Below are 20707 nucleotides of genomic sequence, written 5' to 3' on the forward strand. Positions count from 1 at the left end.
TTCTAACAAAGGAGGTTATAAATAATGAGTACAGGTCTTGAATTTAAACCAAAAATATTAGGGTTTGTGTGTCACTGGTGAGCATACGGTGCTGCTGACCTGGCTGGAGTTTCCAGACTGCAATATACAAATGAAATGAGGCTTATTCGAGTCATGTGCTCCGGTAGAGTTGACCTGGAATTTATACTCAGAGCCTTCTCAAATGGACAAGACGGCGTGTTTATTGGTGGGTGCAAGTTAGATGAATGTAATTATGTTACCCATGGAAATTATGATGCATTAGCCAACACCTATCTTACTAAAAAGATATTAGAACATATCGGCCTGAACCCAGAGCGCCTCCGGATCAAATTTATGACCGGCGCTGATGGAAATCTTCTGGCCGAATATACTGATGATTTTACCAATGAGATTAAGGAGTTAGGACCAATTGGCGAAAGCGAAGGCATGGATGAAAATGAATTGAAGTTCAAACTTGAAGCAGTTAGAAAATTGGTCCCCTACATTAAACTGGTGGAAAGACAGAGGCTGAGAGTACCTTTTAAATCGGAAGAAGCGTATAATAAGTTCTTTGAAAGCAGCGAGGTAAACAGGTTATTTAATGAATTAATTGTAGATAAATTGGCAATAAGCCAAATTATGGCGCTCCTGCGGGAAAGACCTCTTTCAGCTGGAGAAATCTCTGAGATTTTAGGTTTAAACCCGTCTGAAGTATCAAGACACCTTGATGTTTCAGCAAGGCAGGGATTAGTCAGGTTCGACAAAAGCCAGGACCTTATTGTTGCCGCCTGAGATGAAAGAGCAGGCACACAGATAAGACAAAGAAATAAGGAAGTTAGGACAGCGACTATGGATAATGATAAAATCGATCAGATTATAAATAAACATCAGGGGAAAGCCAGTTCACTGATTCAAGTGTTGATAGAGATTCAGAATCAAAATCATTGGCTCCCTAAAGAAGTATTAGACAAGGTTAGTAAGAAACTGGAAGTACCGTTAACTCGTGTAATGCAAATAGCTACCTTTTATAAAACTTTTAGTTTGATTCCTAAAGGACGTAATGAAGTTCACGTATGTACGGGCAGCTCCTGTCATGCTCGTGGTTCGGCACGCCTCCTCGATACGGTTCAAGACCTGATCGGAATTAGACCTGGTGAAACAGACTCTGACTCAAAGTTCAGCCTGGAAACCAGCAATTGCCTCGGCTGCTGTAATTTAGGGCCGGAGATAATAATCAATGGGAAACATCACGCCAGGCTAACACCTGACCAGGCAGAAGATGTGTTGAAAAACTACAAGTAAGGAAAGATTATGCCAAGGATAAATTCAGCTGCTGAACTGGAAGAACGAAGGTCGGGTATCTTGTCAAAAAGAGATCCTGATAAGACCTGTATCTCGATATGTTCGGGAATGGGTTGTCACGGTCTCGGTAACGACAGGGTTATCAGCGCCTTTGAAGAAGAAATCAACAAACAAAATTTAAAGACTAAAGTTGATATTAGAGTAACCGGCTGCCATGGTTTTTGTGAAAAAGGGCCTATCGTAGTTATTTATCCTGAAGAAATCTGCTATATGGAGGTAACACCGGAGGATGTCCCGGAAATTATATCTCAGACTGTGCTTGAAAAGAAAGTGATTGACCGTCTGATTTATACTGATCCCAATACCGGCGAAAAAGCAGCACATCAGTCTGAAATACCTTTTTACAAGAATCAGACCCAGTACCTTATCAGCTATAACCCTAAGATTGATCCTACAAGCATTGATGATTATCTGGCTAATGGTGGTTATTCTGGTTTATCCAAAGCGCTTTTTGAGATGAGCCCTGAGCAAGTCCTTGAAGAGGTAAAGAAAGCTAACCTGCGTGGTAGAGGCGGCGGTGGATTTCCTGCTGGTCGGAAGTGGGAGACTGCGCGAAATGCCCCGGGAAAAGATAAGTATGTTATTGTCAATGGTCATGAAGGTGAACCAGGGGCGTATATGGATAGAGCCATTTTTACGGGAAATCCGCATCTTGTGCTGGAAGGTCTGATAATTGGCGCTTATGCTATTGGCTCACATCAAGGATTTATCTATACACGTCATGATACTCCTCAATTAAAAAAGAATATTGATATTGCTCTTGCTAAGGCCACGGAATACGGTCTTTTAGGTGAAAATATCCTTGGCTCCGGCTTTAATTTTAATGTTGAGGTGCATTTTGATGTAGGAATATTTGTTTCCGGTGAGTCCAGCGCATTAATGAGTTCAATAGAAGGGAAAAACCCGGAACCAAGACCAAAATATATACGTACTTCGGTACGTGGTGTTTGGGACATGCCGACCAACCTGAATAATGTAGAAACCTGGGCTAATGTGTCTCAGATAATCAATAAGGGCGCAGAATGGTATACCAGTATCGGGACAGAGAAAAGCAAGGGAACAAAACTCATATCCTTATCAGGTAATATAGTTAATACAGGGGTCGTAGAAGTTCCTTTTGGTACTACCCTCAGAGAGCTTGTTTACGACATTGGCGGTGGAGTTCCAAATGGGAAAAAACTCAAAGCGATTCATTTTGGAGGGCCCATGGGAGGCTCTATTCCAGAGGAATTTCTTGACACTCCTTTAGATTTTGATGAGCTTGCAAAACTGGGAGCTCCGATAGGGGCAGGTGGATTACTAGTATTGGATGAAGATACCAATATGGTTGAAAAAACCAGGTTCTTCCTTGATTTTCTCGTTAATGAGTCATGCGGTAAATGTGTTCCATGCCGTGAAGGCATCAGGCAGATGGCTAAGATTTTGACTAATATTAGTGAAGGAAATGGAAAAGAGGGAGACATTGAGCTTTTGGAGGAGATAGCCGAGGTAGCTGGAACAGCCTCTTTGTGTGCGTTGGGGAAAACTGCTTCTGATCCGCTCCTGAGCTCTTTACGCTACTTCAGAGATGAGTATGAGGCACGCATCAAGTAGATGCAATGCTCGGCAAAGAACCAAGAATTATAGTTAAAGAGAGTATAAAAAGATGAAGGAAATTCTTTTACAGATAGATGGAAGGCAAGTTAAAGCAACAGAAGGGATGACCCTTTTGGAAGCAGCCCAAAGTGCAGATATATTTATTCCTACGCTCTGTCACCATGAGAAATTAGAACCTTATGGTGGGTGTCGACTTTGTATAGTAGAAGTAGAAGTTAACGGCTGGACAAAGCTCGTTGTTTCCTGCGTTTATCCGGTAGAAGAAAATATAATTGTCAGAACCAGATCTGAGAAGGTAGATAAAATTCGTAAGATGATTTTGGAGCTTCTGCTGGCTCATGCCCCTGATTCTTTGCAATTGCAAGCTTTTGCTAAAGAGTATGGAGCAGATAGAGACCGTTTTGAAAAAGAGGCTTCATTTTGTATCCATTGCGGTCTATGTGTAAGATATTGTGCTGAAGTCAAAAAGAAACATGCTGTTGGATTTGTTAACAGTGGAGCAAGACGTGAGATAAGTTTTATTCCGGAAATAGCCGCAAAGGAGTGCAATGACTGTAAGGAATGTTTTGAGCTCTGCCCGACATCGTATCTCCAGGCAGTTTTCGTTTTAACCGAAGCCCTCGCGTTTCCCTAACCTTTTTGTAAGGAGAAGGAACAATTGAGTGCAGGAAAAAATACTAAATTTTATCAAGCGCTTCGGTGCAAGGAAGGGGTCAGCCAGACAAATTTTTCCGACCAGACAATTGACCTGGAATTGATCGGAGAGGAACCCTTTTTAATCCGTATCGATGACAAGCCTTATTCAGTAGTGATGAGAACACCCGGGGAAGAGGTGTTTCACGCGGCAGGATTCTGTTTAGGGGAGGGGATTGCGGATGCTCCGGATGATTTCAAGACCATTGGATATGATAAAGATCTGGACCCAAATATTATTGATATCTGGCTCAAACCTGAACGGCGGGAAAAGATTCCGCATCTTCTTGAAAGAAGGGGCTTTGTCAGCCAAACCAGTTGCGGTATCTGTGGTAAGGAAATGATGAAGGAACTCAACCAGATATTAATGCCGGCGGAAAATGGCTTTGAGGTTGAAATTAATCACGTTTTTGATTGCATTGGTAAACTTTCCAAAAATCAAAAATACTATCAGAGAACCCGTGGATCACACGCTGCAATCATATTTGATGACCGGCTTCAAGCGATCTCTTTTTCTGAGGATGTGGGTCGGCATAATGCGCTTGACAAGGCAATCGGAAAAATCTTTATGGACGGGACGCTGTCTGACGCCAGCATTCTTGTTCTATCTTCAAGGATCAGCTATGAACTCGTTCAAAAAGCTGCCAGAGCGCGTTTGCCGGTGATGATTTCTAACTCAAGACCCACCACCCTTGCCGTAGAAATGGGGCAGGCCCTTAACATGACGCTTGCCTTTCCTGCCGAGGAAACTGAATTAATAATAGTTTGCGGTGAAAACCGCATCAAGAGAAGATAAAGTCAAGGTAACAATTTACACAAAAAAAGATCAAAACAAAAAAACTGATAAATATAAAAAACCAATAAACAGGAGGATAATTTGAAAATTCTCACAACCGCAAAAAAAGTAGTAGATGTGGAATTAACCATTCACGTGGAGAACGGCGCCATTGTCGAAGACGGGTTGCAATATGTTATTAATGCCTGGGATGAAAATGCAGTGGAAGCCTCTGTCCAGTTAAAGGAAAATAATGGGGCCGAAACGACCCTGGTGAGTATTGGCAGTGGTGATAACACGGATATGATCCGTAAATGCTATGCCATGGGAATTGATAATGGAATTCATATTGATGATCCTGCATTGGAAAAAGCAGATTCATTTGTCTTTGCCAAAGTGCTGCAAAAGGTTTATGAGGCTGGCGAGTATGATCTGGTCATCACAGGGAAACAGGCCCAGGATACAGACAGCGGCCAGACCGGGATTATATTGGCGGAGTGTTTGGGAATAGCGTGCGTCAGTAACGTGATCGCCATAGAAATAATAGATGACGGCAAGATTAAAGTTTCCCGGCTGGGTGATATGGGTACAGAAATTGTAGAAGTTGTGTTACCCGCAGTAATAACGGTGAGTGACAGTATTAATGAACCCCGGTTGCCGGCCATGCGCGGTATCATGATGGCAAAGAAAAAGAAAATCCAGGTTATGGATCTGGCAGGCCTGGGAACTTCCTATGACGAAGTCGGCGGCGGCTCTCTAAAATCAGAAGTTATAGAGTTTATGGAATCGGAAAAACGACAGGGCGGGCAGAAATTTGAAGGTGATGCAGCAGAAATTACAGCCAAAGTCGTTGATCTTCTGGTCAATGAAGCAAAGGTGTTTTAACAAAATTTAAAACTAACCGGATTCAATTCCGATTTCATATAAGGAAAATAATATTATGGCTAAAGTACTTGTAATAGCAGATATCAAACAAGGCGAACTAAAAGGCAGCACAGCTGAACTTTTATCAAAAGCCAAAGCCATTGGCGCAGAGACTGCTGTCGTGGCGATTGGTAGTAATATCGAATCATTGGCAAATGATCTGGCAAATGCCGGATCAGATACCCAGTATATAGCAGATGATGCAAGTCTTGAACTTTTTTCAGCAGGACCTTATGCATCATGTGTCGTGGACGCAGCCAATCAATTTGAAGCCAACCTGATCTGGTTTGGTTTTTCCGAAGGCGGCAAGGCCATGGCGCCGAGAGTAGCAACCCAGCTGGAAGCTGCATGTGCAACAGAAATTACTGACATTGTGCTTGATGGAGATCAAATCGAGGTCATGCGACCTGCCATTGCAAATAAGGTAACGCAAAAAGTCAAAATCAATACGAAAAGACTTGTAGCCGTTATCAGAGCGGGTGCATTTGAGGCAGACGAAGGCATAAGCGGAACTGAAAATGTGGTTAAACTTACTGCCCCGGCAGCTGATTTAAAGGCCGTGATCAAAGAACTTGTTTCAGATGCCAGCGGAGAAATTGATCTTGCCGATGCCGACATCGTCATCTCAGTGGGGCGAGGCACTAAGGATCAGGCCGGTATAGATCTTGTAAAAGAACTGGCCAACGATCTTGCCGCAGGATTTGGTTCCTCCCGCGCCATGGTGGATGGTGGTTTCATGGCACATAACAAGCAAGTCGGACAAACCGGTAAAATAGTCGCACCGACCCTTTATATGGCAATCGGTATCTCAGGCGCTATCCAGCATCTTGCAGGAATGAACGGCTCAAAAACGATCCTGGCTGTTAATAAAGATCCTGAAGCACCCATCTTTAACGTGGCTGACTATGGTATTGTCGGAGACCTTTTTGAAGTGGTTCCGATTCTCCGTGAAGAGATTAATAAAATTAGAAGTTAGGAAGAGGTCCCCATGAACCCACTTTTTATGTCTTTACTGCTTATTGTCGGGCTGGCGATTTTTAGCCGCACAATGGTTCAAAAAATCCAATTGCTTATGGCACTTGAACCCACTGACCGGGCCAATCATATTACAGACCGGCTTAAGAATATGGTGGTTATCGCACTGGGTCAGAAACGACTGGTGGGAAGAAAAAAAGAGTGGGCTTCCGGTATCATGCACGCTTTCATCTTCTGGGGATTCTGCATCCTGTTAATCCGCAGCCTGAATTTATATGGAGAAGGATTTGTAAAAGGGTTTCAGCTGCCTTTATTTGGAGACGGGTCCATACTGGGATATCTCTATATCGCCTTAAAAGATATCATGGAAGGCATTGTTCTAGTGATGGCTGTTTATGCCATCTTTCGCAGGGCCGTTCTTAAGCCGGAACGACTGCACAATACCTGGGAAGCGTATTTTGTTCTGGGCATGATCGGGGTTTTGATGCTTTCCGATCTCTTACTCGATGGCGCCCGGTATAACTTAATTATGCTGCATAATAATCCAGAGCATCTTCATTTTTTTAATAATCCACTATATGGTTCCGAGTTTCTCTGGACACCTGTTTCCGTGGGGGCGGCAAGCCTCATATCCGGCTTCAGTGCCGATGCCAACGGGCTTATCCTGACCACTATGTTCTGGCTGCATATCATCACCCAGTTGACCTTTCTTAATTTTCTGCCCTTTGGAAAACACTTTCATGTCATCACTGCACTTCCCAATGTGTTTTTAAAATCCCTGGGATATCCCCATGAAAAGACCAAACTTTTAGATCTGGAAGATGAATCCGTGTGGGAAGATGAATCCTTAGGGATAAACCACATCCACCAGCTCAATTGGAAACAGGGACTGGATCTTTACACCTGTACCGAGTGCGGCCGATGCAAAGAGGTCTGTCCCACGCATACCACTGACAAACCGTTAAATCTGCATGACTTCAATGATACACTGAAGGCTGAACTCTTAGAGAATGCAGGCAACCTGATTAAAAGAGCAAAACTGGCCGCTACCATCAAAGAGGACGGCGACGCTGAAAAAAATGAAGAAATCAAAGCCCAAATGGCCGAGCTCAACAGCAAAAAGCCGCTTATCGGTGATGTGATCACCGAAGACACGCTCTGGGCCTGCACCACCTGCCGGGCCTGTGAACAAGTCTGTCCGGTTACCATCGAGCATGTTCCCCGCATAATTGCCATGAGACAGGGACAGTCCTTGATGCAGGGAGTCTACCCCCAGGAGTTGAATGTGGCCCTTAAAGGACTTGAGCGCAACGGCAATCCCTGGGGTATCGGGTATGACAAACGCGTTGACTGGGCAGACGGGTTAGACGTTAAAATCATGGCAAAAGATGCTGATGTCGACTATTTACTCTGGGTCGGCTGTGCCGGGTCTTTTGATGATCGAAGCAAAAAAGTATCCAAAAGCCTGGTCAAAATTCTACAGAAAGCCAATATCAGCTTTGCCATCCTGGGTAAGGAAGAAAAATGCACGGGTGATTTTGCCAGACGTGTCGGCAATGAGATGATGTACCAGATGATGGCTCAGGAAAACATTGAAACCCTGAACAATTACAAGGTTAAAAAAATTATCGCAGCATGCCCTCATTGTCTCAATACGCTTAAACATGAATACCCGCAAATGGGCGGAAATTATGAGGTGATCCATCATACGGATTTTATCGACCAGCTTATAAAATCCGGCAAAATCACCTTAAATAAATCATTTCAAGGCTCTTTGACTTACCATGATCCCTGCTATCTGGGGCGGTACAATTCAATTTATGATCAACCCAGATCGATTTTGCAGGCCTTATCAAAAGACGGGCTCAAAGAGCTTGATCGGCATGGCCGTGAAAGTTTTTGTTGCGGCGCCGGCGGCGGAAGAATGTGGATGGAGGAGACCATTGGTAAAAGAATCAATGTGGAACGATCAGAAGAAATTGCAGGTCAAAAAGCCGCAACTGTGGCAGTGGCCTGCCCGTTCTGCCTGACCATGATTGAAGACGGCATGAAAGAGCTGGACAAAGACGAGGACATCAAGACACAGGATATCGCCGAACTTGTGGCGAATAATATGGCGTGATTCTCTTAAACTGCGGACAAACACTTTTAGTTTCACTGCTATTTAGTTGATTGCACCCTTTTAATCATGTTTCCGACATCAACTGATGTGTTAATCCTTTTAAGGTGTACGTCAGGATGTTTGTTTGTAAAAACCCTGAATATCTGATCTGCAAATGCCTGACCGATCTGGGCGACACCTTTGAAATCCAATATAACCTCAGTAAATCTGTCAAGTCGCGATATAAGCCGCTTTGCCTGTGATCTTGAAAGCAAAGACTCTCCCTCGTTTTGCATAAGCTCAACCAGAATAAGGGTTTTATGGAAACTCGGATCTTTATCCGGATCTGCATATTCATCAAAGATGTCCTTTAATAAAGTGGGTGAATCTTTTTTGATTTCCATATTGACGGTGGTCCCCGGAAGATCGCGTTTTCTTTCCAACATGACCCCTTCATCATTTCCAAACCCGACAAAGGCTAACTCGTGTGAAAAAATGACGAAGATATCAAACACCCTTGAAGTAAAAAAGATACCTTCCCCGGAGTGGTTTTCAGGATCAGAGGTGAATTTGCCCTTTGCCAGTTCTAAAATTGCCTGTTTTGGATGCTCCAAGCCCAGGTCGGTTTTTATTTTTTCAAAAATACCGATTCCATTATCAGACACTTGGAGTTTAAGCTTTAAATAATCAACAGATAGCTGAATCGTTATTGTGTTTGATTCTGAATGATCAATCACATTGTTGACCATTTCTGTAAAACCATATTGGCAAATTTCTTTTACATTGTTTTTAAGGTCTTTTAATAAAGGTGCCATGTCCTTTGACCATAGAATGTCTTCTTCTAAATGATTATTCTCATACTCCCAATTGTAAACAGTTTTAACCAATTGGTAATTGGGCAATTTATTTGATCCAAGTTTTTCGAGAATTTTGTCTTCAACCAGTTCATAAATATATTTATAAACAGTTGGTTTGGTAATCTGAAAATGCTTGCAAGTGATTTGTGTCAATGTGTTTGGGTTGTCGGAGACATGATTAATTATAAAGACTTTTATCATTTCGACAACTTCTTTTGTGAACTTCATCTTGATTTCCTATGTTTTATTATAAAAATAAAAATGAAAATTTATATATAATGGTAAACATTAATATACAATTTGCAAAATGTAAAGTAAAAATAAGCTTAGGAGTTTTCCCTGATTGCAATTCTATGAAATCCCTATTATAACAGAAAATGACATGCTGTTTCGATCTTGCCTCCATTCTCGACAATGTAAGCGAAAGAGCGGAGCTGTGCCAGATAACAACAAGCTAAAAGATCAAGGCCATACTTATAACCAGACCTTTGAACAACTCATCGACTAAAACAACGAATTATTACAAAAACGAAATAAATTTATTTTTAGATAACTAATTAAAATAATTGACTATTCATTCCATTTATGTTATTAAAATGACAATCAAAAGCATAAATGGAGGGACCTTTTAATGGGCTTTAAATCAAATCAAAAAAATCTAACATTCTCTGACTTAGAAAAATCGTTTAAAGACGAAAAGAACCGAAGTCTAAAAACCCTGATGAATTTAGAAAAAGTCATTTCCTGGGATCGAATAGAATCAATACTCTTGAAAGACTATCCGGTTGGCCATAAGAGGGAAGGCAATAGAGCTTATCCTCCGTTGTTTCTGTTTAAATGCATGTTACTTCAAAAATGATTCCGGGTCGGATCAGATCCGGAACTGGAGAATTTGATCAATGATCGTAAATCATTTCAGGTTTTTCTGGGCCTCTCTGCCCGGGAAGCATCTCCTGATCATTCAACTTTTTCAATTTTCAGGAAAAGACTTACAAAGGCTAAGTTCGATATGATAGTTGGAGATATTTTAAATCAATTTTCAGATAAGGGCCTTACCATTAATGAAGGAATCGCCATAGATGCCCGGATTGTTAAATCAGCCAGCAGGCCGGTTAGCAATAAAACCTTGGAAAAAATAAGAGTGAAAAGAGAAACACCTGAAGGGAAACTTGATAAAACCGGGAAGCCCTTAAAATTTGCCAGGGATATTGAATCCAATTGGACAATAAAAAACAAAAAAAATTATTATGGACTAAAAGAACATGCATCTGTTGATGCAAAGTATGGATTTGTTCTTGCAACAGCTTTAAGCCCTGCTTCTGTTAATGACACGAATTATTTACCATATTGCACTTTATATAGCCGTCACATCAAGCATGCTCTGGCGATTGTGTATGCGGATAAAGGATACGCAGGAGAGCCGAACCGAACATTCCTGGCCATGAATAAACTCAAAGATGGAATCATGCGGAAGGATACCAAAACAGCAAAATTAACTGAGCATGAAATAGAGAGAAATAAAAAGATATCCAAAGTCAGATACATAGTCGAACAGTATTTTGGTTTAAGTCATCTTCATGACAATGGGCAAAGAGCAAGGTTTACGACCATAGATAAAAACAACATTGATATATGGTTCAGGCAAGTAGCATTTAATATAAAAAGAGGATTTAACATTTTTCAAAGGCTATCAACAGCATAGTTGCGTCCAAAGGCTCAAAAGAGCCATTTGGGAGGCTTTTGAGGTAAAAAATACAGAAATAATGTGGATTTTTATTGAAAATAAGTCAAAAATAAATCATTTTTAAGAAATTGTATTTGAATTTTAAATTTTACAAAAGAAAATAACTGGAATTGTAAATTAATCAAAGGTCTGACCTTGTTGAAATTTTGAAAAAACTCACGTCCTAACATTTAGAGACTCGATCTAAGATTATTTCATGAGAAATATTCTTAGATCCATGACATTTGTATTGGGGGGGCCGGTTATGATTAGATCATCCAAAGAAGATAAAATTATTGTGTTATATCCCAGTGACTCAGCTTTGGCTCTGGCAGCGATGAGTGTATTAAAATTATTCCCGATGATAAGGTTCTTAACTTTTTTAAAATATGGATCATCAGGCTTGGGGGTTTCAGGAATTTCACCTTTACACCCTTTATTAATATGATTCAGGACATTTTTTGGCAGGCTTAGGGCAATATTATATGAATCTATGATATTTTTACAATCTTCAAAAGTGCCTGTGTCGGGAACTGTAAGGCCTGAAGCTATGATATCAAGATCATCACCCACATGGTAAAGGTGAAAGCGCAGACCCGCCACCTGAAATAAGGCAGAAAACAAGAGTTTTTTCATGGGCATTTTTTGCCATGTCAAAAAGTTTTTCTGCTATATAACGGGTTCTAAAAAGGGCCGGCTACCAGAAAAACTTTGGCAAATGATCTATATGGTCTCAGCTGAGCCATATTTTTTTGTGCATCTCCACATAAACCGATAGCGCCTCCAATGCCATTGGCATGATCTTTTCACCATAACCGACGCGAAAATATCCACTGTCGTCTGTGCCATATTCCGAAAATACATAAGCGGGTTTTATTGAAATCCCCGATTTAGCCAGTTGTTCACCAAGCTCATCAGACGATAGAGGCCCCTTAAATTTCACGTAAGCACTCGCCCCCGCACTTGGTCGCACCCATTCAAATAGATCACTATATTTTTCGATGAATCGATCTAACAGCTCAATATTATACCTAATAATTTTTAAATTTTTTTCAAGAATTTTATCACTGGCACGCAACGTCATGATCGCCTGGATTTCACTGGCACGACCAGGGCAAGCCGTCCCAAAATATTGAGTATCAATGATTTTTTGCCTAAGATCAAGATCCTGCAATGCCAACCAGCCAATCGTTATGCCACATCCGCCCCATGGTTTTGATAATGTAACGGCACTTATCCCTTTTTCGTAGAAATCAGCCATTGCCGGAAGTCGATCGTCGGCATTATGCTCTAGCAAACGATAAACCTCATCCGAAAGAACATAAATATCATTTGCCTCGGCTATATTTTTAAGCTGCTGCTGCACCTTATGGCTCATCAAAGTACCAGTAGGATTAGAAGGCTCATTGATAACGATATATTTCGTATTTTTCTGAACCGCGGCTTCTACCACCTCAGGATTTATCTGCCAATTAGTTTCCGGATGGAGACAAATTCTGGTCAACTGACTGCCTGCGCGGGCCGGTGCTTCCTGAACGGATTGGTAGCTAGGCGTAAATACGATTGAATGACAATCTTTGTCTAACAAGGCACTCGCGGCGGTTTGCAGCGCCACTTGTGCACCTGGAAAGACTACAATATTTTCCGCTTCAATATCCGGGCCATAAAGCCCTGCTATTTCTTCACGAAGATCTATACTCCCTCCGTTAGGCGTATAAATCAGTGAATGTTTATTATATTGTTCTACAATATCGAGATCGCCTCTATCAAGCGACAGATTGATCAGCTCTTCACTATCAAGTGGCTCGGCAAAAGAATTCGACAGATTAAATGGCGTGTTTGCCGTTACGGATTTATGTCTTTTGGACCATGGTTCTTTATATGTCATATTGTTTGATTTTCTTAATATATATTTTTCGTCCTCAAGCTTTTTTAGCAGTGCCTGGGCCGGTTTTTGGGAAATGAGAATATATTTATTATCTGGATACTGTTTTGCGCTGTGCGATGTCATCGTTATACTGGTCACAAGTCGCATCGCCATCAGATAATATAGTATATCAATTTCAGCTTCTTCCAACGGGAATTCTTTGGTGTAACCATCTATAATATTGTTCGTCGCCATTTGGATATCATCTTCCCCCAGCAGTGAATAGGCAAGCGTAATTGCAAGGTCATTAATCTGTGTTCCATACTGTATTTCACCAAAATCTATCAATCCGGCTATTTTGTTTGGTTGATCCGGCAGGATTAGAAAATTGTGCTCGTTGGCGTCACCATGAAGGATAGCTTTTCGTAAATTCTGCAACTTAGGCCTTATGCTTTTTTCATACTCTTCATATAGCCGGGTAATACGGTTCCGGGCATCTTCATCAATAACATCGGGTAGATAGGCTTTGCACGCTAGGACATTATCAAGTTTCCATAATGCGTCTGAGCCTTCCTGGCCGGGATGAGAAAAGCCTTGCATGGCATTTGAAAACTGACCCAGGAAGCACCCGATATCATGGTAAAGTTCTGGACTTCTCCTCATGTTTCCCAATACATCGCCTTCAAGAAAAGTAAGGAGCCGTACAGCAAACCCGTCGATAAAGATTATTTTTTCCCCCTTCAATGACTGTACAACGCTGGGGAATGTCATATTTGGCGCGACATTTTTTAAATGTTCAAGCACTTTAGTCTGCATTTTTACAAACTCAAGATCCCATCTTTTATTGGCTATCTTAATTACAAATTTATCTTTTGGCGTCTTGATTAAGGCATTTTGATCTTCGTAAGAGACGAAAGAAGCGATCTCCCCTTTGAGGCCATAATGTTCCTTGGCAATTTTAGCAAGGGCCTGCTCATCAAAATTCGGCACCTGGTATGTCATACGATCCTCATATTAAAATGATTTAGGTATAACTTCGAATCTCCTATACCGATTGTCCAGCCGTTAAAGCATTATACCTATTTCGAATCCGAAACTCTTGTTATGGCTTCCACCAGGGCAAATTCCAGGTTTTCAAAATCACATAACCTGAGATGCTGACAGACTTTACCTGCCTTAACCAGCGAAGAATGGACGGCCTGGTTTGGAAGTTCATCACCTTCTAAACGTAAAATTTTTCTCATTACATCGGGAAATTTGGCCGGGTGCGCTGTCGCCATACAAATGATTTTACCGGATTCAGGCAACTTGTCTTTAAGCTCTTCAACCGCAGCGACGGCCACAGCAGCATGGGGATCGAGAAGATAGTGAGATCCATTGTTAAATGTCTGGTTTATGGTTTGGGCGGTTTTCTCCTCTGATATGGAAACAGAAAGAAAACCTTCCTGAAAAGAAGCAGCGGTTTTCTCATCAAATTTAATTTCACCTTTGTCAAAGAATTCATCCATCCAGGCTTTTAGTTTAGTACTGTCGCTTCCGGAAGAAAAATACAATAATCGCCAGAAATTATAAGGCACGACAATATCAATGGCAGATGAAAAAGTTTCAATCAGGTCTTTTTTAGCAAAAACACCTTTTGAAAAAGCTGTATGCAATGCGGCATTTTTGTTGTTGGCGCAGATAAATTTTTCAACGGGCAATCCCATTGCGCGAGCCAGATAACCACCAAAACCATTCCCGAAAGCGCCCGAGGGAATCGAGAAAGTCACCTTGTCTCCCACCTTGTCCACAACCTTAAAATAACCGTAGAAATAATGTACGGCCTGGACCATCACTCTACACCAGTTTATAGAATTCACACTGGTAATCTTCATTCGTTCCCTTAATTCTACATCACCGAACAGTTTGGATAACACAAAATCAAGATCATCTCCGCCATCAGCGCAGTTTTCCACGCTCAAAGGATGAACATTGGCAGCATTTAATGTCGTCATCTGGCGGGCCTGTTCCTCTGATATCATCCCTGTTGGATAAAGCGGCCAGCAGTCAATCGTCTTTTTCCCTGCTGCAGCATAGGCTGCGGCCGGCCCGGTATCCCCTGTGGTCGCAAGTAGAATGGACAAATGTTCATTTTTGTTTTGCAGGAAGTAGTCCATGATATTTATTAAAAAATTCATGGCAATATCTTTAAACGAAAGCGTGGGGCCATGAAACAATTCCATGATAAATGTATCGGTTTTTTTGTCAAAGGGTATGACAGGAATGATATCCGGGCTCTCAAAGTTGCTGAAACTTTTTTTGAGTAAGTTTTTTAAATCTGCAGCCGGAATGATTGATTCGTCCACGTATAACCGCAATAACTCAAAGGCTAGGTCAGTGTATCCTAAATCAGCCCACTGCTCCATTTGGTTTTTTGAAACTACGGGGATGTATTCCGGAACGAAAAGGCCCCCATCTTTGGCATAACCTTGCAATACCGCTTCATCAAAAGTTACTGGTGAAATACCACCCCTTGTACTGACAAATTTCATAATACTACTTCCTCCAATCTATTACAAAAATAATATCCTTTGACTCAATGAGAGAGAATCTGGCTGAGAAAGGCTTTAGTGCGTTTGCTTTCCGGATTGTTGAAGAATTCATCAGGCGGCTTCATTTCGACAATTTCACCGCTATCCATGAAAACTATACTGTCGGCGACCGACCGGGCAAAACCCATTTCGTGGGTGACACAGATCATTGTCAAACCTTCATTTGCAAGATCAATCATTACATCGAGAACCTCACTGATCATTTCCGGATCCAATGCAGATGTCGGTTCGTCAAAGAGCATTACTTCAGGGTTCATACAAAGCGCACGGGCTATGGCAACACGTTGCTGCTGTCCTCCCGAGAGCTGGATCGGGTATTTATCGGCCTGCTCGGGTATTTGAACACGTTCGAGAAAACCCATGGCTACTTCCCGAGCCTTTGACTTGTTCATCTTTCGCACCAGTTTGAGGGCCAGCATCAAATTGTTAATGACCGTCAAATGCGGGAATAAGTTGAAATTCTGGAACACCATCCCGACTTCACTACGAACGGCATCAATGTCTTTGACCTCATTTGTCAGTTCACGACCGGAAATAATTATTTTACCGCTGTCATGCTCTTCAAGCCGGTTGATACAGCGGATCATGGTTGATTTACCTGATCCTGAAGGTCCGCACACCACAATTTTTTCACCTTTGTTTACCTGCAAGTTGATATTGTTCAGTGCCTGGAAGTCTCCAAAGGATTTGCAGACATCCTGCAGTATTATTTTAGCTTCGTTGTCGTTATCCTTCATACTACTCCTTAAATTTTTATCTTTAATTTTCATACTGCTTTGGCTTAAAAATTAATACAAACTTTTTGGCTTTGGTCTGCATGGTTATGGTTTGACATATCGGCTCATGTACTTCTCAAACCTGCCAAAGCCGCGTTGAATAAAAAATGTCATCACCATATAGATGATCGCAGCAGAGATGAAAATCTCATAGGGTGCAAAAGTTTCGGCTACAATAGTACGTGATGCACCTGTCATATCGAGCAAGGTAATCGTACTGGCCAAGGAGGTGGCCTTGAGCAGACTTATGAAGTCGTTGCTGTAGGCCGGGATGGCAATCCTGACTGCAATGGGGGTCGTAACGTAAACAAACCGATGCAGTTTCGACAGTCCAAGGGCCATGCCCGCTTCATGCAGTTCACGTTGAACACCCAGATACCCCCCCCGAAGAATTTCCGAAACATAGGCACCCGTATTTAGAGTAAGGGCGAGGGTTGCACAGCCGAATGGTTCACGAAGGATCGGCCAGAATACACTGTCCCGAATGAACTCAAACTGTGGGAAGCCGTGGTAGATGACAAAAATTTGAACCAGAATAGGTGTCCCCCTGAAAAAGTATATGTAGATAAATGCGGGCAGGGAAAGATACCAGCGGCCACTGATGCGCATCAATAGAAGAAAAATACCCAGGGATAAGCCCAGAACTGCTGACAGAAACAAAAGCTGCAGTGTAACCCCAAGGCCGGTCAGCATTTTAGGGATGCTTTCAAGGATGAGATATATTTGAAGATTCATTTGGCAACCTCCAGATGGCGATTAGCGTGTTTCTCCAGGAGCATCACAACCATTGTAATGACAGTGGTAATGCTAAGATAAATTAAAGCCACGATCATGTACATTGTAAACGGCTTGAGGGTCACTGCCGTGGCCATTTCTGCAACAAAAAGGATCTCTTCAAGCCCTATGATTGAAATTAATGCCGTATCCTTCATTATTGAAAGCATATGATTGCCGAATGCAGGCAGGGCTAAACGCCACATCTGGGGTATCCTGACATAAAAGAACGTGTGCAGGTTCGAAATCCCCAAAGCTCTGGAAGCCTCGACAATCCCTGGATCAACACCCATAAAAGCCCCTCGAAACGTCTCGGTTGCGTATGAACCAACTATCAAACCGATGGAAAGGGAACCGGCCCAGAAAGGAGGGATATCGACAAACGGCATTTGGGGGAAAAATATCTGCACGATTTTAGTCAACGCAATAGCGGAACCATAGTAAAAAAGCAATAGAACCAGTATCTCCGGCGTTCCACGAAAGGTGATTGTATAGGCGTTGGCTATTTTATTGGCAATACGGTTTTTTGACAGTTTGGCGCTGGCCCCCATCAATCCGAAAATTACTGCCATGGTCAAGGAGACACCAAAAACCTTTAGAACTACCATTGCGCCCCAAAAATAGTCGTCCAACCACCCGGATAGCTCTGCCATAGCCGTTTCCTTCCTCTGATCGAGGTATCTATGCCTGGTATGACCGCGATGGTCACACCCAGGCATGTTTTGTTAATTTGCGAGTACAAAAAAGCAATGGAGTCGGCCGGTGCCAACTCCAACGTATCAGTTATAGATTTTTATTCGCCAACACCCTCCCAATTTTCATTGTGGATGGCAAAGGGGAAGTATTTCAGGGAGTATTTTTCCAAAGAGCCGTTTTTAATCAGTTCCGCCAGAGCATTGTTGATGCGCTTGAGCAGATCCTCCCGATCTTTGGCAATCCCTACTCCGACACCGATGCCGAATAATTTGGGGTCATCCAGCGCCGGGCTGACAAATTCGAATTTTTTGCCCTTTTCCTTGCTGAGAAATTTAAGAAAGGCCTTCATGGGATTGGTCATGATGATATCCGTTCGGCCGTTCTGAAGATCAAGATATAAGGCCTCGTTAGTATCATACAGCATAACATTGGCATTGGGTACGTTCGTTTCAACCCAGTTTGCATAGGTTGTGGCACGCTCAAGACCTAGTTTGAGGCCCTTGAAATTGGCTGGATTGGGGGAACCGTCTTTATTGAAAAGATTGAGATTTGCATCTTTCTTGCCCACAAACCGACCCACGGAAATCCGGTATGGAATCGAGAAGTCTATTTTTTGCTTTCGCTTATCGGTTATGGACATGGATGCTATGACTAAATCAAACTTATTGGCCAGGAGGGCTGGAATCATACCGTCCCACTTCTGGCAAACAAAGGTGACGTCGGCACCGATGATCTCCATGATACCCCTGGCAACATCAATGTCGTAGCCGGTAAGCACACCATCAGCCGTGCGATAGTTAAATGGGAAATAGGTGCATTCCGATCCAACACGCAGCTTTTCTGCTGCTGCTGGTTGCACGAGTCCGCCTGCACCAAATACTAGGATTGCCGTTGCTAAAAGAAAAAACTTTTTCATTTCTAATACCCCCTGTGTCTTGTTTTAGTTTCCATATTCCCGACATAAAGTTTTAGTAATAAATATCACAATCATTACTATTGCCCTTTTGTCCACCTCCAAGGAGGACCTGATCGGGATAAATCACATATGTTTTCATAACCAATGTTTCCTATACACTGCCAACATCAGATTGGTTCAGGGCTTTGTGGACCGCCTTGGCAATCTGAATATCCTGTACCGCAACACCGGTCAAATCAGCCACGGTTATCTGCTCAGCAGATGTCCGTCCGGATTGATGACCGGCAATCACATCCCCCAGTTCAATGAGATCTTCTTTTTTTAACAGACTTGCCTGTAGTGCTTTGAAAATTTCACCCCGGGACAAACATTGCTCTATACTGTCAGCCACCACTATATCGGCTTTTTGAAGAATTTTAGGGTCTAACTCCTGCTTTTGGGAGGTATCAGAGCCCATGGCCGTGATGTGGGTACCCGGTTTTATCTGCTTAACATCCATAAGCGGGGTCTGTGAGGGCGTAGACGTAATGATCAGGCGGCATTTTTCTGTTATGTCACCAGCATCCCGGGTTGTCTGGACATTAAATCCTATTTTTTCCATATCTTGCTTGTATGTTTCAAAATCATCCTGTGGCAACCCCCAGACCATGACACTGCGGCAATCGACAACCGTCTTTAGATACTCAACCTGCATCCGGCCTTGAACCCCTGTTCCAAAGACACCGATGCAGTCAATTTCAGGCGGGGCCATATATTTTGAAACAATCTGACCCGCCACTGCAGTCCTGACATTGGTGAGATAACATTCATCAAGCAAAATACTCGCCAGTTTTCCATCCCGCTGGGAAAACAGCAATATGAGCCCGTCACTGGTGGGCAGGTCGATTTTATAATTTTCATAAAATCCAGAGGCAATCTTGATGGCAAAGTAGTCGTCATCTTTAATATACCCGTATTTAATATGGACATCAGCCGGTGGGTTTTCGAAGATCAGTTCGCCCACGGGGGGAACAACCACCCGGCCCTGTGAATAGGCCACAAACCCTTCTTCGATGAAAGGTAAAAAATCAATCTGCTTTACAACACTTTTTATTTGCTCTAAATTAAATATCTGCATCAATCTTTCTCCTGATTTTATGCCTGCATAATAATTTGCGGCCTGTTAGAGTCCGACGAGGATATCGGAGGTTTTCTTTTTTTTTCTAATTTCACTGAGGCCTTTGTATATGGTCGCCCTTGATATCCCAAGATAGGCAGCCACCTGCTCTGCCGATTTTCTTGCATAAAAAAGACCTTTTTTATCAAGGTGTAAAAGCAACGCTTTCCGTCCCTGAACATCCAGGTTTTCTTTTGTCTGTCCTTGTTCTTTTAAATATGATCGGATCGCCGAAAGGGTCACTTCCAGCCATTCATTTCGGAACAGAATTTCCGGGCGGGGTTCTTCGTTCATTGGATTGAAAAATCTCCTAACAACCGATAGGGAGGATTCAAGAATTGAGAAATCAAGGTTGATGCACATGAGCCCTCTTGGGTTTCCCTTATCATCCTTCAGCACTGAGGTAATCGATCGAACACTTTGTCCCTTTGTCCCAACTTTTTCATATGGACCAATCACATCTTCTTCCAGGTCGAAATTCTGCGCTCCGATTTTCAAATTTGAAGAATCACCCAACTGCCTGCCGGAGTAAGGATTGGCAATATAGAAGATTGTATCATCTTCAATGTCATGAATTACAATTTCAGCATGGGGACGAAAAAGTTCAGCAAGAGCGTCTGCAATAGATATGTATTGTGATAGGTTGCATGTCATTTGAAATCCTTTGTAAGTCAATTTGTCCAATTTTGACTTTTTGTCTTATAAAATTACATTCATTTTGTTCGCAGTCAAGGAGTATTTACATAATTTTTCTAATTTTCTATCCATAATTGATATTCTTCCGACCTAACCCAAGTTCGTCATTTTTTTAAAAATCAAGGCTAATTTTATCAAAAAACCATGGGGTTGAAAATATAACGCACTGTATTTATTATATTTATTTTTTTGCTCGTCAATGTAGTGACCCATAGATTAATTTTATTGT

19 protein-coding genes and 1 pseudogene are annotated in these 20707 nt (G+C 42.2%); 9 read left to right on the forward strand and 11 right to left on the reverse strand.

Annotated elements, in window-relative coordinates; all coding sequences use genetic code 11:
- The first annotated feature begins 24 nt into the window (after nt 1-24).
- From QAI40_RS07285 to QAI40_RS07320, 8 genes are all read left to right on the forward strand, one after another.
- On the forward strand, nt 25-792 hold the full coding sequence (locus tag QAI40_RS07285) for a hydrogenase iron-sulfur subunit (RefSeq protein ID WP_299980249.1): 768 nt from the start codon (nt 25-27) through the stop codon (nt 790-792).
- 57 nt (nt 793-849) lie between these two features.
- Nucleotides 850-1302 (forward strand): complex I 24 kDa subunit family protein, encoded by a 453-nt coding sequence (locus tag QAI40_RS07290; protein ID WP_299980246.1) that lies wholly within the window; start codon nt 850-852, stop codon nt 1300-1302.
- Nucleotides 1303-1311: 9 nt separating this feature from the next.
- Nucleotides 1312-2955, forward strand: a complete 1644-nt coding sequence (locus QAI40_RS07295) for a (2Fe-2S) ferredoxin domain-containing protein (RefSeq protein ID WP_299980243.1) — start codon at nt 1312-1314, stop codon at nt 2953-2955.
- A 52-nt stretch (nt 2956-3007) separates the two neighbouring features.
- Nucleotides 3008-3592, forward strand: coding sequence for a 2Fe-2S iron-sulfur cluster-binding protein (locus QAI40_RS07300; protein WP_299980240.1), 585 nt, complete (start codon nt 3008-3010; stop codon nt 3590-3592).
- 24 nt (nt 3593-3616) lie between these two features.
- Nucleotides 3617-4447 (forward strand): formate dehydrogenase accessory sulfurtransferase FdhD, encoded by an 831-nt coding sequence (gene fdhD / locus QAI40_RS07305; RefSeq protein WP_299980237.1) that lies wholly within the window; start codon nt 3617-3619, stop codon nt 4445-4447.
- 81 nt (nt 4448-4528) lie between these two features.
- Nucleotides 4529-5311: an electron transfer flavoprotein subunit beta/FixA family protein gene (locus QAI40_RS07310; RefSeq protein WP_299980233.1), complete on the forward strand. Its 783-nt coding sequence runs from the start codon at nt 4529-4531 to the stop codon at nt 5309-5311.
- A gap of 55 nt (nt 5312-5366) precedes the next feature.
- Entirely contained in the window at nt 5367-6326 is a 960-nt protein-coding gene (locus tag QAI40_RS07315) for an electron transfer flavoprotein subunit alpha/FixB family protein (RefSeq protein WP_299980231.1), read from the forward strand.
- 12 nt (nt 6327-6338) lie between these two features.
- Nucleotides 6339-8447: a (Fe-S)-binding protein gene (locus QAI40_RS07320; RefSeq protein WP_299980228.1), complete on the forward strand. Its 2109-nt coding sequence runs from the start codon at nt 6339-6341 to the stop codon at nt 8445-8447.
- Between the two features lie 38 nt (nt 8448-8485).
- Here QAI40_RS07320 and QAI40_RS07325 read toward each other — a convergent pair whose 3' ends face one another.
- On the reverse strand, nt 8486-9511 hold the full coding sequence (locus QAI40_RS07325; protein ID WP_299980225.1) for an STAS-like domain-containing protein: 1026 nt from the start codon (nt 9509-9511) through the stop codon (nt 8486-8488).
- A gap of 649 nt (nt 9512-10160) precedes the next feature.
- Between QAI40_RS07325 and QAI40_RS07330 the strand changes: the two are divergent.
- A pseudogene (locus QAI40_RS07330) lies at nt 10161-10985 on the forward strand (IS5 family transposase); the annotation flags it as partial.
- A gap of 231 nt (nt 10986-11216) precedes the next feature.
- On the opposite strand, the gene QAI40_RS07335 reads toward QAI40_RS07330, so the two are convergent.
- The 10 genes from QAI40_RS07335 to QAI40_RS07375 all read right to left on the reverse strand — a co-directional run bounded on the left by QAI40_RS07335 (nt 11217) and on the right by QAI40_RS07375 (nt 20436).
- Entirely contained in the window at nt 11217-11609 is a 393-nt protein-coding gene (locus tag QAI40_RS07335) for a DUF4147 domain-containing protein (protein WP_442875360.1), read from the reverse strand.
- A complete protein-coding gene (locus QAI40_RS17170) occupies nt 11572-11658 on the reverse strand; it encodes a DUF4147 domain-containing protein (RefSeq protein ID WP_367278874.1) in 87 nt (28 codons plus the stop codon). The genes QAI40_RS07335 and QAI40_RS17170 overlap by 38 nt, the downstream gene beginning before the upstream one ends.
- Nucleotides 11659-11739: 81 nt before the next feature.
- Entirely contained in the window at nt 11740-13875 is a 2136-nt protein-coding gene (locus tag QAI40_RS07340) for an aminotransferase class I/II-fold pyridoxal phosphate-dependent enzyme (protein ID WP_299980219.1), read from the reverse strand.
- A 77-nt stretch (nt 13876-13952) separates the two neighbouring features.
- Complete coding sequence (thrC, locus tag QAI40_RS07345) at nt 13953-15404, reverse strand: threonine synthase (protein ID WP_299980216.1); 1452 nt, start codon at nt 15402-15404, stop codon at nt 13953-13955.
- A gap of 44 nt (nt 15405-15448) precedes the next feature.
- Entirely contained in the window at nt 15449-16201 is a 753-nt protein-coding gene (locus tag QAI40_RS07350) for an amino acid ABC transporter ATP-binding protein (RefSeq protein ID WP_299980212.1), read from the reverse strand.
- Between the two features lie 84 nt (nt 16202-16285).
- Nucleotides 16286-16975, reverse strand: coding sequence for an ABC transporter permease (locus tag QAI40_RS07355; protein WP_299980209.1), 690 nt, complete (start codon nt 16973-16975; stop codon nt 16286-16288).
- On the reverse strand, nt 16972-17667 hold the full coding sequence (locus tag QAI40_RS07360) for an ABC transporter permease (RefSeq protein WP_299980206.1): 696 nt from the start codon (nt 17665-17667) through the stop codon (nt 16972-16974). The genes QAI40_RS07355 and QAI40_RS07360 overlap by 4 nt, the downstream gene beginning before the upstream one ends.
- Before the next feature lie 140 nt (nt 17668-17807).
- Nucleotides 17808-18626 carry a transporter substrate-binding domain-containing protein gene (locus QAI40_RS07365; RefSeq protein ID WP_299980203.1) on the reverse strand — a complete coding sequence of 273 codons (819 nt, stop codon included), beginning with the start codon at nt 18624-18626 and terminating at the stop codon, nt 17808-17810.
- 151 nt (nt 18627-18777) lie between these two features.
- A complete protein-coding gene (locus QAI40_RS07370; protein ID WP_299980200.1) occupies nt 18778-19743 on the reverse strand; it encodes a hypothetical protein in 966 nt (321 codons plus the stop codon).
- A gap of 45 nt (nt 19744-19788) precedes the next feature.
- Nucleotides 19789-20436 (reverse strand): helix-turn-helix transcriptional regulator, encoded by a 648-nt coding sequence (locus QAI40_RS07375; protein ID WP_299980197.1) that lies wholly within the window; start codon nt 20434-20436, stop codon nt 19789-19791.
- Nucleotides 20437-20707: the final 271 nt, after the last annotated feature.

This window comes from Desulfobacula sp. (assembly GCF_030611305.1).
GTDB lineage: Bacteria > Desulfobacterota > Desulfobacteria > Desulfobacterales > Desulfobacteraceae > Desulfobacula.